Raw genomic sequence first — 13,607 nt, forward strand, 5'->3', positions numbered from 1 at the left:
AGAAAGGGGGAATGAGTATGAGATTAATGACCTTTCTAAAGCCATCTAAAAACTGGTTCCGTTGGATGAGTATCAGTTTAGTATTAGTCGTTCTCATGTTTTATTTGTTTCCACCTAGCCAAGTTTTCGCTGCTGACACAGAAGATAAGACCAAAGAAACCAGTCAAGTCTTTGTGGAATTAACCCCGTCTGAGCAGCATAAGGGTGGGGGGAATGGAGGAGGATCTTCTAATCAATCAGGCCAAGATAATAATTGGCTAGGCAAGTTACCCCAGTTAGGAGAGCTTCAACTTAGTCTATTATCTTTTTTAGGCACCCTGTTTTTAATCGGTATTTTCTTTTTCCTGATTTGGCGACATAAGGAGGGGAAAGAAAATGAAACATAGATTCTTAACCACTTGGATGATTAGCAGTAGTCTTCTACTTATGAGCCTGTTTCTCGTCACTGTTTGTCCTATTCAAGTACATGGAGCTGAAGGAAGTGGAAGCACTAGTTTAACTATCTTACCCTTAGATGAAGACTTACCTCGCATTTACCAAGTCAGTGACATTGAGTTTGGAAAGATTAACCAAGATGATGTTAAACAAGGTCACTTGGCTAAAAATGATTTAACAATTGAAATATTAGAAGGAAGAAGTCAACCCTCAGATTGGCAACTTGAGATGAAGTTAGGAGGGTTTACTAATCAAACAGGACATAAGCTAACAGAAGTGAATTACAGCTTAGGAGTTGGGCAATTAGCAGACAATGTAGAGCTTGAGGCAAAAGAACTAAAGGGAGTGACCTTTTCATCCCAACAAACACCAAATACTTTTGCGCCGTTACTTGTATCAAAGGCCCAAACAGAGCACGGCTTTATCACCTATATTATCCCTAAAGAATTAGTGCAATTAACCTTCGGAGAGCATAACGCTACCGGAAAATATCACGCAGTAAGTTATTGGCAGTTAGTGAATGCCGATTTGTAATAGAGATAACTTAAATCAGATTTAAACATTATGAGGAGGATTTTAAAATGAAAAAAATTAAATTAATGAGTACATTATTAGTAGGTGCAACTCTTTTAGCAGCTGCTTCACCAGCTTTTGCGGCAGATTTAAAGGTGTTAGAAGAGAAAAAGGGAACAACTACAGTAGAAATTACCGACTATACAATTAATCCAGACACAGATTTACCAAGTGACCCAGGAGCTTATACGCTAGACCAAGTCCCTAATATTGATTTTGGACAACATACACTGAAGGATATTAAACCAAATGTTGTCATTGGAGGTACTTATGATAAAGATTTAGGTGTGACAGATACTAGACCAACTCAAGACAGTATTACTAAGGCTTTAGCTCAAATTGATAAAGTTGAAGCAGAAGGAAAAGTTGAGCAGACTGAGATTGATAAGGCTAGAACAAAATGGATGAATGCTGTTCCTGCTGGAGCATGGAAAATTACTGCTAGTGCAACCGAGCTAGATGGTATTGGTTCATCATTAACTATTGACAAAGACGGAACAGCTGTAGAAGTTTTAAAAACTCCAGGAGTGATTGTGACTGAAGCATCTACTATCCCAGTTGGAACTAAAACATATACATTAGGGGAACCTAAGTTAACAATTGCAAACAATAATTTACAAGTGAAGAAATACAATGGGACAATTACTTATACAGCACAAAACGCTGAGTAATAGGATTAGGTAGAGAATTAATCAAAACAACTAACAGACGGTCTAGCTAGGCCGTCTCTTTAGTTATAGGGGAGAATATGTCATGGGAAAATTTAGTAAACATCAGCCATTATTATCTTTTTTCTTAATATGGGGAGTTCTTTTAGGCTTAGTGGGAACTAGTCTATTAGCGCCTATGGAAACTTTTGCTAAAGGAGAAGAGGAACAGGCAACTTACGGAGTAGCTCCGATTTTACCAGAGAATCAACTAGACCGAGGTCGGACTTTTTACGACTTACGAGTAAAGCCTGGCCAGAAACAAACCATTCAAATAAAAATTAACAACTTATCAGAAAAAGAAGAAAATTATTTTATTCAAGTCAACACTGCTCAAACCAGTGGTGGCTTTACGATGGACTATTCTAAACATAAATTACCAGAAGGGACGCCTAATAAAACTCCGCTTTCTACCTTTGTGACCTATCCTAAAAAAGTAACAATTCCCGGTAAAAAAGCAGGGGTAGTTTCTATAAACATTGAGGTACCAGAAAAAGCATTTGAAGGCATCCAACTAGGAGGCATTCAAGTTAAAAAAGATTTTTCTAGTGAAAAAAAACAGTCAAAAGAAGCTATTTTTAGTGAATATGCCTATGTGGTCGGGTTGATGTTGTCAGAAAACGACCAACCAGTTACCCCAGAAGTGACTTTTAAAAAAATCGAACCTAAAATTATTACCAATAATGCTGGGGTAGAAGTTACCTTAGTTAATACTCAACCTACTACGATTAAGGGAGTCACTGTTGATACGAAGATTTATAAAGACCAAGAGGAAAAGCCTGTGATGACTCAAAAAACCTCTGAAGGAACGATTGCCCCAGAGTCAATTATTCGGGCGGCTATTTTTAACGGAAAAGCAGGAAGTACGAAGCCTTTAGATGCAGGTAAGTATCAAATGGACATGACCATTACTGATAAAGATAACCACCGCTGGCAATTTAAAGAGCCTTTTACGATTACGAAAAAGCAAGCTCAGCAAGTCAACGAGAAAGTCTTTGTGGTTAAAAATGAAACTAGCCCTTGGTTATATGTATTAATTGGCATTTTAGCGGCGATTATTCTCTTGTTTATCCTGTTCTTCTTACTTAAACGTAAAAAAGAGAAAGAGGAAGAAGAAAAACAACAACTGGCTACTAAGAAAAAAGGTAAAAAAAGAAGAAAAAGTTCAAGAAAATAAATAGAAAAGTCTAGACGGTTGCCGTCTAGCCTTTTTTTAGCGAATGCTACAAGTAAGGTCATAAGTATTTAGTATGTCTTTAAAAAAAGTTAAGTCTTCAGTATGTAGTTGGCTCACACCGGTTAAGGCATACTCTCGGTTTAAGTAGGTGTATTTTTTTTCGCCAAATTGATGAAAGGGTAAAATTTCTACTGTTTTTACTCCTAACTGTTGTAGTAGCTGACCGAATTGGTAGGCGTCTTTTGCTTGATCGTTGTAGTTAGGGATAATAGGAATTCTAACAATTAAAGGCTGCCCACAGTCTACTGCTTGTTTCAAGTTGGTTAATATTCGTTCATTCCCAACACCTGTGCCTAGTTTATGTTTGGAAGAGTCGTAGTGTTTGAGATCCATATATAAAAGGTCTGTGTAAGCCAGTAGGGACTGGAAAGTTTTCGGTTGGGTATAGCCACTAGTTTCACAAGCTGTATGAATGCCTTGTTTTTTTAATTCTTTTAGTAGCGCTAAGGCAAAGGGAGCGTGCATAAGCACTTCGCCTCCAGAAAGCGTCACCCCACCACCTGACTCCTCATAAAAGACTTGATCTTTTAAAACTTCTTCCATAACTTGTGTTAACGTATAATCTTTTCCAACTAAGGTATTTTGCTCATCATTCATTCTTTCAGGCTGTTTGTTTTGTGATTCCGGATTGGCACACCAGTCACATCGCAAAGGGCATCCTTTAAAAAAGACCACGGTTCTAATGCCTGGGCCATCATGTAAGCTAAATTTTTGAATATTAAAGAGACAGGCTGTTTTTTCCATTTTTCCTACTCCTTTGAGTGAATTTCTTTAAAGCAAGTATAGCATGTTAAAGTTCAAACGTAAATGATATGTATTTCATTCGTAAGTTTTGTGCTACGGTATAAAGTAACTAAAATATGTATTTCATTCGTAAGTTTTGTGCTACGGTATAAAGTAACTAAAAAGGGTAAAAAAAACACAATTGTTTTTTTATGGTATAATTAAAATGGAAGGTTTTTTATTATATGATAAGGAGGAAAATAAATGAAAAAGAAATTAGCAACATATGTGAGTTTATTAACAATGTTGTCCTCGTTTTTAATTGGTCCTATCAATGTCTTAGCAGAGCAGTTAGATAATCCTTTAGATGTTGAACAAGTGGATCAAAATGTGGTCTCTACAGAAAAAGAGGATGACTTGTTAAATGTTGAACAAGTCGGGGTAGATAGGTCAGATACAGCTGTGACAGATAAGGAGGTGGATTTAACTCAGTCAGATAATAACCATTCGGCAGAAGAGTTAACAGGACTAACTTTAAAGGAAAAAGAAAACACAGTTGAAAACGATTCTAATGGTTTAGATTCGGAAAAAAGCAATCCTCAGCAGGAAGATTATTTAAAAGAACAACAGGCTCCGTTACCTGCTTCATCCGAAATAAACTTTGATTTAAGTGTGACCGATTATGACGGAAAACCACTAGATAAGCCAGTAGGACAATGGGATAGTTTCCGAGTGAATTTGGATTTCACTATTCCCAATGATAGTACTTTAAAAAGTGGATCTGAAACGATTATTCAGTTACCAGCGGAGCTATTAATAGGAGATAATATAACTGACTCTATTAAAGATGGGACAGGTGCTGTTGTGGCCAATGTAACTGTAGACGGTTTAAATAAGGCCTTAACATTGACCTATACTGATTATGTTGAATCCCACTCTGATATTAAAGGGAATTTCTTCTTTTTTGTAAGAGTGGATACCTCTGTTGTGCAAAAGGAAGAATTATTAAAGTTAGATATAGACATAGACGGTGAGATTAAGCCTTTTGAGATAGAATTTGAAGGAGTAGATTATACTGCTCCCCCCTTTAGTAAAGCTGGTTGGTTTTTAGATAATGATGCCCGTACGATTCAATATTATTTAGCTGTCAATCGTTCTCAACAGGCGTTTAAACATGCAGTAGTAAAAGACTCGTTGATTAGTCCTGATATTACTTATGATCCAGATTCATTTGTCATAAAACAAGGAACTTGGGTACGAAACGATGAAGATACGGACTGGGTATTAGTCGATGAGAAAGAAGTAACAAAAGAGATTGTTTTATCAGAAGATAAGCGAAGTTTTACCATTGACTTTGGAGATATTCAACAAGATGATCATTTTGCTGTTTATTATAAGGCAACTATAGCAGATGATATTTCTGTTACAACCGAAGATGTTTTTTCAAATAAAGCGGTACTAGAATCTAATGATACAATCATTACAGAAGAAATAATTGACACTATTTATAAAGGAAGTGGCGGAGAGGCAGAAGGTGCTCGTTATAGTATTAAGATTCTTAAACTAAATGAGGATAACCAACCTCTGGGAGGAGCCGTTTTTGAAGTGAGAGAAATGTCCTCCAATGAAATACATGGAAAAATTGAAACAAATGATGCTGGTGAAGGCTCAATCGATCATTTATTGAAGAAAGATTATGAAATAACAGAAATAAAAGCCCCAGAAGGTTATAAACTATTAGATGAGCCAGTCATAATCAAAGCTGAGGATTTTAAGAGTGAAGAGCCAGTTGTTGAGAAAATAGTTATCAATCAAAAAGAAACAGTCCAGGTAAAAGGGGAAAAAGTATGGGAAGATAATCATAACCAAGATGGCTTACGGCCAGATAGTATTCAAGTGCAGCTTTACGCCGATGAAGAAACTTACGGAGAACCGGTGACTTTATCTAAGGATAATAACTGGACTCACACTTGGGATAATTTACCAAAATTATCTAACGGTAAAGTTATTAAGTATACAGTGAAAGAAGTCACCAAAATTCCTGGCTATACCACAGAAATAACAGAAACTTCACCTGGTAATGTGGTGATTACGAATAAACATGTGACAGAAAAGACGGATATTACCGGTCAAAAAACATGGCAAGATAACCACAATCAAGACGGCTTACGTCCTGAAACCATTACCGTTAATTTATTAGCCAACGGTCAAGTCATCCATAGCCAAACGGTGTCAGAAAAAGACAACTGGCAGTACAGTTTTACAGGCTTACCTGTTTACGAAGACGGAGAGTTGATTATTTATACCGTGACAGAAGATCAAGTCCCTGGTTACACTACTCAGATTAAGGGATATGATATTCTTAACACCTATCGACCTAAGAAAACTGGTTTAACAGTGACAAAAGCTTGGGAAGATAATCATAACCAAGACGGCTTACGGCCAGATAGTATTCAAGTGCAGCTATACGCCGATGAAGAAACTTTCGGAGAACCGGTGACTTTATCGAAAGAAAACAACTGGACTCACACTTGGGATAATTTACCAAAATTATCTAACGGTAAAGTTATTAAGTATACAGTGAAAGAAGTCACCAAAATTCCTGGCTATACCACAGAAATAACAGAAACTTCACCTGGTAATGTGGTGATTACGAATAAACATGCGACAGAAAAGACGGATATTACTGGTCAAAAAACATGGCAAGATAACCACAATCAAGACGGCTTACGTCCTGAAACCATTACCGTTAATTTATTAGCCAACGGTCAAGTCATCCATAGCCAAACGGTGTCAGAAAAAGACAACTGGCAGTATAGTTTTACAGGCTTATCTGTTTACGAAGACGGAGAGTTGATTATTTATACCGTGACAGAAGATCAAGTCCCTGGTTACACTACTCAGATTAAGGGCTATGATATTCTTAACACCTATCGACCTAAGAAAACTGGTTTAACAGTGACGAAAGCTTGGGAAGATAATCATAACCAAGACGGCTTACGGCCAGATAGTATTCAAGTGCAGCTTTACGCCGATGAAGAAACTTACGGTAAACCTGTGACTTTATCTAAGGATAATAACTGGACTCACACTTGGGATAATTTGCCAAAATTATCTAACGGTAAAGTTATTAAGTATACAGTGAAAGAGATTACTAAAGTTCCTGGCTATACCACAGAAATAACAGAAACTTCACCTGGTAATGTGGTGATTACGAATAAACATATGGTAAAAAAACTGACTGAAGTCCCTCTAGATGAACCTAAGCATAATAAACCATCTACACCATCTACACCTTACACTGAAGTAAAAAATAAAAAAGCTTTACCACAAACAAGTGAAAAAGCTAATAATTGGGTTATGTTACTAGGTCTTCTTTTAATCGGTTTTACTTTAATGATGTCAAAGAGAAAAACAGAGTAAAACACAGCTGAAATAAGTAGGACAAGGGAATTTCCAAAAAGTTAATTTTTTAAGGAGCGGAGCGATCCGCTCCTTTTTTAATGCCAGTAACTATCCCGTAACCATGCTCACAGACTAGTCATTTTAACCTTAGCTAAGTGGTGAGTCTTTCACAAACATGATACAATAAGAATCAACATGAATGCCTTTTAAAAGCAGTACGCAGAAAAGTTTAGAAAGAAAGGGTGAATCAAATGAGTGAGGGATATGCTCGGTTGTTTCAGCAATTACCAGAAAGTATGCTAAATGAGGTGATTGGTTTAGCAGGTCAACAGGAGAATTTGATTAATTTATCCATTGGAGATCCAGATATGAGAACGCCTATTGCCATTATAGAGGAAGCTAATCAAAAAGCTTTGGCAGGAGAAACTCACTATACAGACTCTCAAGGGCTTAAAGAATTTCGTCAACAAGTCTGTCAATTTTATAAAGAGCAGCATGACTTAACCATCTCTTCTAATCAAGTGATGGCAACGATTGGTGCCTTACATGCGTTAGGCTTAGCTCTTAAAGTATTACTGAATAAAGGAGACGAAGTCGTGCTTATTTCTCCTTATTTTTCCCCTTATGAAGAACAGGTTTATTTTAATGAAGGAGTCCCTGTCGTCATTGATACTTTAGCTGAAAATGGCTTTCAAGTAACCAAAGAGCAGTTAGATCAAGCTATTACTGCTAAAACGAAAGCCGTTATTATCAACTCCCCTAATAATCCAACTGGTGCTGTGTTAGAGCCAGAGCTTTTAGCCTATTTAGGTCAACGAGCAGAGGAAGCAGGTTTTTATGTGTTGTCAGATGAAGTGTATGAAAGTTATGACTACAGTCAAACATTTACAACCATGTTAGGCTATGCTCCTAATCAAACCATTCTTTTACATAGTTTTTCTAAAACATTTGCGATGACTGGCTTTCGGATTGGTTACTTAGTAGCGCCAGAAGAGTTTATTAACCGGTGTGTCGCATTTAATGACGGTCTTACTTACAGTGCGCCAACTTTAGCTCAGTACGCAGCTATTTATGCCTTAAAGCATTACCAACCTTTGTCCCAACCTCTTGTAGAAACTTTTCAGAAACGCTTAGCCTATATGGAAAAACGGGTAGCTGATATTCCTTACTTGTCAATGGCACCAGTCGCTGGTGGGATGTACGGCTTTATTGATATTTCAAAAACAGGCAAAGATTCTTTAGCGGTGACTCAACATTTACTTAAAGAATGCCAAGTATTAGTTTTACCAGGGATTGCGTTTGGAAAAGCAGGAGATAACCATATTCGAGTAGCTGGCACTAGAGACATAAAGGAATTAGCAGAGGCCTTTGACCGAATGAGTCAGCTAACTTGGTCTAATTAAGATTATTCAAGAAGTGGAGGGGTTGAAGTGTCTAGAACAGAGGACATTATTGCCTTAGTCAATCAATTTAAAAAAATAGAAGTCAATGAACTAGCGGAACGATTAGATGTATCCAAAGTCACCATGAGAAAAGATTTAGACAAATTAGAAGCACGAGGGTTACTTCACCGAGAACATGGTTACGCTGTGTTAAACAGCCAAGACGATATTAATTACCGACTAGCCCAACATTATGATTTGAAACGGAAAATTGCCTTAAAAGCGGCTGAAACTGTTTATGACGGAGATGTGGTGATGATTGAGTCAGGTTCAACCTGTGCTCTTTTAGCAGAAGAATTAGCTTATCACCGTAAAAATGTCACAATCATTACCAATTCATGTTTTATCGCCTCTTACATTCGTAAAGCTCCCTCAGTTAAGATTATGTTAATTGGTGGGGATTACCAAAAAGAGTCCCAAGTGAATGTAGGGCCTTTAGTTCGCCGGATTATTAGTGAATTTTGTGTAGACCGTTTATTTGTCGGGGTAGATGGCTTTGATTATAACCGAGGCTTTACAGGAAATGACTTACTAAGAGCGGAAGCCGCTGCTACTTTAGCAGAATCTGCTAAAGAACGGATTGTTTTAACTGACTCTAGTAAATTTAAACAAGCAGGCATGGTGTCAGAGTTTCCCTTTTCGGCTATTCAAACCGTTTATACCGATACAGGAATTGGCGCTAGTGAGGCTAGCTTTTTAGAAAAACAAGGTATTAAAGTTATCCAAGTTTCTTAAAGACCACCTTTCTCAATGTTTGGGAAAGGTGTTTTTTTCCTTTTGTGAATGATTGACCAAGTGCAAGCTGTATGCTATGATTATTACGAAAGAAACTTAAAACAGTTACGAAAGAAAATAGAAAGGAAGATCATCATGGGGACTTTGACATCTGACTCACCTACTTTAAGCAATCCTTTTGGCCAATTAACAGAAAGAATGCAGGCTTACCGAGAAGCTATTTTAACGAAAAAACCTTATATTTGTGCGGAACGAGCTGTTTTAGCAACGGAAGCTTACCGGAATAATCCCAGTGAACCTGTTGTAATGAAGCGAGCATTGATGCTCCAAAATATTTTAGAAAATATGTCTATTTATATTGAAGAGGAAACTTTAATCGTGGGAAATCAAGCCGCTTCTAACCGAGATGCCCCTATTTTCCCTGAATATACGTTAGAATTTGTGTTAGATGAATTGGATCAATTTGAAAAACGAGATGGAGATGTTTTTTATATTACGGAAAAAACCAAAGAGGATTTACGCAGTCTGGCAAGTTTTTGGGAAGGTCGTAACTTGCGAGCGAAAGCAGGGATGATGCTACCAGAAGAAGTAGCGGTTTATATGGAAACTGGGTTTTTTGGTATGGAAGGCAAGATGAATTCTGGAGATGCTCACTTAGCAGTTCATTATGATAAGTTACTTAAAAAAGGTCTAAAAGGGTATGAAGAACAAACTCGTCAAGCAAAAGCGGCACTAGATTTGACTGATCCAGAAAGTTTGGATAAGTATCACTTTTACCGAGCAGTGTTGATTGTGATAGAGGCAGTCAAAGCTTTCGCTAAACGATTTTCAGAGTTAGCTAAAGAATTAGCCGAGCGAGCAGAGGAGACTAAACGAAAAGAAGAACTTCTTGAAATCAGCCGTATTTGTCAAAAGGTGCCTTATGAGCCAGCAGATACTTTCCAAGAAGCCATTCAAGCTGTTTGGTTTATTCAATTAATCTTACAAATTGAGTCAAATGGTCACTCTCTTTCTTATGGTCGGTTTGATCAATATATGTATCCTTATTTACAACAAGATTTAGCCACTAACCGAATAACCGAAGCAGAAGCGGTGGAACTCTTAACTAACTTATGGATGAAAACCCTTACGATTAATAAAGTTAGAAGTCAAGCTCACACCTTTAGTAGTGCTGGCAGTCCTTTGTATCAAAATGTCACGATTGGTGGACAAACGCCAGAAGGAAAAGACGGAGTGAATCCTTTATCTTATTTGGTGTTAAAAAGTGTGGCTCAGACTAAATTACCGCAGCCTAACTTGACTGTTCGCTATCACAAAGGATTAAGTGAAGAGTTTATGGATACTTGTATGGAAGTGATGAAGTTAGGCTTTGGCATGCCGGCCTTTAACAATGATGAAATCATTATTCCTTCCTTTATGAAGCTTGGAGTTAAAAAAGAAGACGCTTATAACTACAGTGCCATTGGTTGTGTGGAAACAGCAGTTCCAGGCAAATGGGGTTACCGCTGTACTGGCATGTCTTATATGAATTTTCCAAAAGTATTACTGATTACTATGAATAACGGGGTGGATCCTGTTTCAGGTAAACGGTTTGCGAAAGGATATGGTCACTTTACCGAGATGACGTCTTTTGAAGAGTTAGAACAGGCTTGGGATCAAACTTTGCGTGAATTGACTCGGATGAGTGTCATAGTAGAAAATGCGATTGATTTAGCTTTAGAGCGAGAAGTGCCAGACATTTTATGTTCTACCTTAACCGATGACTGTATTGCTCGGGGAAAAACCATTAAAGAAGGCGGGGCTGTGTATGATTTTATTTCCGGTCTTCAAGTAGGGATTGCCAATTTAGCTGATTCTTTAATAGCGATTAAGCAGTTAGTGTTTGATGAAGAAAAGATAACTCCAACTGATTTGTGGCAGGCTCTTATAACAGACTATCAAACAGAAAAAGGGCAAGACATTCAAAAAATGATTATCCAGCAAGTTCCTAAATACGGTAATGACCAAGACGAGGTAGATGAATTATTAGTCAAAGCTTACGATAGTTACATTGATGAAGTGAAAAAATATCCTAATACTCGCTTTGGCCGAGGACCTATTGGAGGCACACGTTATTCTGGCACATCTTCTATTTCAGCTAACGTAGGACAAGGTAAGGGAACCATGGCAACTCCAGACGGAAGACATGCCTTTACTCCTCTAGCAGAAGGTTGCTCTCCCTCACATAACCGAGACCAACAGGGACCAACCGCTGTGTTAAAAACGGTAGCGAAACTTCGGACGGAAGAAATAACAGGTGGGGTGTTATTAAACCAAAAAATCAACCCTCAAACGATTGCAAAAGAAGAAGACAAACAAAAATTAGTGATGTTAATTCGAGCTTTTTTCAATCAATTACAAGGCTATCACATTCAGTATAATGTGGTATCTAGAGAAACTTTAATTGACGCCCAAAAACATCCAGAAAAACATCGAGATTTAATTGTCCGTGTGGCAGGATACTCTGCTTTCTTCCACGTATTATCAAAAGCAACCCAAGATGACATTATTGAGCGGACAGAACAAGTCTTAGTTTAACTTAAAAAGGAGTGAATGGAAAAATGGAATTTATGTTAGATACAGCTAATTTAGAAGAGATTAAACACTATCAACGGATTGCTCCTATTAGTGGGGTAACCTCTAATCCTTCCATTGTCAAAAAAGAAGGAAAGATTGACTTTTTTGCTCATATGAATCACATTCGGCAAATTATTGGGCCAGATAAATCGTTACACATTCAAGTAGTCGCCACAGATTATAAAGGCATGCTACAAGATGCTAAAAAGATTTTAGACAAAGTGGACCGAGATGTTTTTATTAAGGTGCCAGTAAATGAGGTTGGACTAAAGGTTATCCAAACCTTAAAAAAAGAAGGGGTGAATGTGACAGCCACGGCTATTTATACTAAATTTCAAGCTTATTTAGCCATTGCAGCAGGAGCTGACTATATTGCTCCTTATTTTAACCGAATGGAAAACGTTAATGTGGATCCAAGAGAAGCCATTAACCAAATGGCCAAAGAAATTAAGCGCACCAACAGCTCGACTAAAATTTTAGCTGCCAGTTTTAAAAATGCTGGTCAAGTCAATGCAGCACTAGAAAACGGTGCTCAGGCAGCAACGATGAGTCCAGATATTATTAAGCATGCCCTAAACTTGCCGGCTATTGAACAAGCGGTGAATGATTTTACGCATGATTGGGAAGAAGTATTTGGTGAAAATCAACCAATAAGTAAGTTGGATTAAGTAACAGAAAAAATGAGACATTCAAGTTAGCGTAAAGACAAAGAATCTAAAAGCCGGTTCTTTGTCTTTTTTTGTTTTTTCTAAAAAAATGAAAAAAGAGGGTAACACTTAGCTAGTTCATTCGTTACTAATAATAGAAAGAGAAAAGGAGCAAATAATATGACTCAAACTATTATCCATCGAAAGAAAGTCACCGATAATTATTCTATTATTCATAATGAATTGTTGAGACGAGCTGATTTAAGTTGGAAGGCAAAAGGGATTATGTGTTACTTGTTAAGTTTACCTTCCGATTGGATTATTTATCTAGATGAACTAGTGAAACATGCTAGTGACGGCCGAGATAGTTTTCGCTCAGGTTGGAAAGAACTACAAAGAAAAGGGTATGTGAAACGATATCCCGTTAAAGAAAAAGGAAAAATCATTGAATGGCGAACCGAAGTCTTAGAGGTGGCTGAAAAAAGTGTGGTATCCGATGAAACAGAACCACTAGAGGAAAAGCCACCACTGGTTTTGTCACAGGTGGAAAAACCCTGTAAGGAAAATCCTACACTACTAAGTACTAAAGGAACTAAAGACTTATCTAAACAAAAGACTAAAGAAACTAAGGAAGAGGCTTCTTCGCTACTTTCACCCATTTGTAAAAAATGGCAAGAGTGTTACGGCGAATTGACTAGTTTTACTAGACACCAGTTGATTAGTCTATCGGACAAGTATGGGGAAGACTTGGTTATGTACGCTTTAGAAGAAACTGCTAGTCGGCAAATTAAGAAAAATTATGTGCTAACGTATATGAAACGGATACTAACTTCTTTTGAGCAGGCAGCAGTTACAACAACCCAACAGGCAAAAGAATATCAAGTAGAAAGAAATAAACCAAAGCCATTCAAAGAAAAAGCTAGGCAACAAGGCGGAAAAACTTTGCGCCGTGAAACGTTACCTAGTTGGGCTTACGAAACCCTTAGTGAAACAGAGCTATCTTCAGAAGAAAAACAAGTTATTTTAGCAGAGTTAATGGCTTTAAGACAATAAAAAAACCAGATAGTAGTCTTTGACTAATATCTGG

The 13,607-nt window shown here is 37.4% G+C and carries 11 protein-coding genes; 10 read left to right on the top strand and 1 reads right to left on the bottom strand.

Features of this window, described 5'->3' with window-relative positions; genetic code table 11:
• Positions 1-17 precede the first annotated feature (17 nt).
• From C7P63_RS01760 to C7P63_RS01775, 4 genes are all read left to right on the top strand, one after another.
• Positions 18-386: a hypothetical protein gene (locus C7P63_RS01760; protein WP_125942441.1), complete on the top strand. Its 369-nt coding sequence runs from the start codon at positions 18-20 to the stop codon at positions 384-386.
• Positions 376-969, top strand: a complete 594-nt coding sequence (locus tag C7P63_RS01765; protein WP_125942442.1) for a hypothetical protein — start codon at positions 376-378, stop codon at positions 967-969. The genes C7P63_RS01760 and C7P63_RS01765 overlap by 11 nt, the downstream gene beginning before the upstream one ends.
• 47 nt (positions 970-1,016) lie before the next feature.
• Positions 1,017-1,679 carry a hypothetical protein gene (locus C7P63_RS01770; RefSeq protein WP_125942443.1) on the top strand — a complete coding sequence of 221 codons (663 nt, stop codon included), beginning with the start codon at positions 1,017-1,019 and terminating at the stop codon, positions 1,677-1,679.
• A gap of 82 nt (positions 1,680-1,761) precedes the next feature.
• Positions 1,762-2,892 (top strand): WxLIP family cell surface protein, encoded by a 1,131-nt coding sequence (locus tag C7P63_RS01775; RefSeq protein ID WP_125942444.1) that lies wholly within the window; start codon positions 1,762-1,764, stop codon positions 2,890-2,892.
• A gap of 36 nt (positions 2,893-2,928) precedes the next feature.
• On the opposite strand, the gene C7P63_RS01780 is transcribed toward C7P63_RS01775, so the two are convergent.
• A complete protein-coding gene (locus C7P63_RS01780) occupies positions 2,929-3,696 on the bottom strand; it encodes a glycyl-radical enzyme activating protein (RefSeq protein WP_125942445.1) in 768 nt (255 codons plus the stop codon).
• Between the two features lie 243 nt (positions 3,697-3,939).
• Here C7P63_RS01780 and C7P63_RS01785 point away from each other — a divergent pair, with 243 nt between their 5' ends.
• From C7P63_RS01785 to C7P63_RS01810, 6 genes are all read left to right on the top strand, one after another.
• Positions 3,940-7,098 carry a Cna B-type domain-containing protein gene (locus C7P63_RS01785; RefSeq protein ID WP_125942446.1) on the top strand — a complete coding sequence of 1,053 codons (3,159 nt, stop codon included), beginning with the start codon at positions 3,940-3,942 and terminating at the stop codon, positions 7,096-7,098.
• A gap of 233 nt (positions 7,099-7,331) precedes the next feature.
• On the top strand, positions 7,332-8,483 hold the full coding sequence (locus C7P63_RS01790; RefSeq protein ID WP_125942447.1) for an aminotransferase class I/II-fold pyridoxal phosphate-dependent enzyme: 1,152 nt from the start codon (positions 7,332-7,334) through the stop codon (positions 8,481-8,483).
• 27 nt (positions 8,484-8,510) lie between these two features.
• Positions 8,511-9,257: a DeoR/GlpR family DNA-binding transcription regulator gene (locus tag C7P63_RS01795; RefSeq protein WP_125942448.1), complete on the top strand. Its 747-nt coding sequence runs from the start codon at positions 8,511-8,513 to the stop codon at positions 9,255-9,257.
• A 135-nt stretch (positions 9,258-9,392) separates the two neighbouring features.
• A complete protein-coding gene (locus tag C7P63_RS01800) occupies positions 9,393-11,834 on the top strand; it encodes a glycyl radical protein (RefSeq protein ID WP_125942449.1) in 2,442 nt (813 codons plus the stop codon).
• Positions 11,835-11,857: 23 nt separating this feature from the next.
• Entirely contained in the window at positions 11,858-12,541 is a 684-nt protein-coding gene (locus tag C7P63_RS01805) for a fructose-6-phosphate aldolase (RefSeq protein WP_125942450.1), read from the top strand.
• 159 nt (positions 12,542-12,700) lie between these two features.
• Positions 12,701-13,573 carry a DnaD domain protein gene (locus C7P63_RS01810; protein ID WP_125942451.1) on the top strand — a complete coding sequence of 291 codons (873 nt, stop codon included), beginning with the start codon at positions 12,701-12,703 and terminating at the stop codon, positions 13,571-13,573.
• Positions 13,574-13,607 lie beyond the last annotated feature (34 nt).

Source organism: Vagococcus humatus, from assembly GCF_003950325.1.
Taxonomy (GTDB): domain Bacteria; phylum Bacillota; class Bacilli; order Lactobacillales; family Vagococcaceae; genus Vagococcus_C; species Vagococcus_C humatus.

Bases quoted from the DNA above. Each gene is read 5' to 3' on its own strand.
- C7P63_RS01760 (WP_125942441.1), top strand. From the start codon at position 18: ATGAGATTAATGACCTTTCTAAAGCCATCTAAAAACTGGTTCCGTTGG.
- C7P63_RS01765 (WP_125942442.1), top strand. From the start codon at position 376: ATGAAACATAGATTCTTAACCACTTGGATGATTAGCAGTAGTCTTCTA.
- C7P63_RS01770 (WP_125942443.1), top strand. From the start codon at position 1,017: ATGAAAAAAATTAAATTAATGAGTACATTATTAGTAGGTGCAACTCTT.
- C7P63_RS01775 (WP_125942444.1), top strand. From the start codon at position 1,762: ATGGGAAAATTTAGTAAACATCAGCCATTATTATCTTTTTTCTTAATA.
- C7P63_RS01780 (WP_125942445.1), bottom strand. From the start codon at position 3,696: ATGGAAAAAACAGCCTGTCTCTTTAATATTCAAAAATTTAGCTTACAT.
- C7P63_RS01785 (WP_125942446.1), top strand. From the start codon at position 3,940: ATGAAAAAGAAATTAGCAACATATGTGAGTTTATTAACAATGTTGTCC.
- C7P63_RS01790 (WP_125942447.1), top strand. From the start codon at position 7,332: ATGAGTGAGGGATATGCTCGGTTGTTTCAGCAATTACCAGAAAGTATG.
- C7P63_RS01800 (WP_125942449.1), top strand. From the start codon at position 9,393: ATGGGGACTTTGACATCTGACTCACCTACTTTAAGCAATCCTTTTGGC.
- C7P63_RS01805 (WP_125942450.1), top strand. From the start codon at position 11,858: ATGGAATTTATGTTAGATACAGCTAATTTAGAAGAGATTAAACACTAT.
- C7P63_RS01810 (WP_125942451.1), top strand. From the start codon at position 12,701: ATGACTCAAACTATTATCCATCGAAAGAAAGTCACCGATAATTATTCT.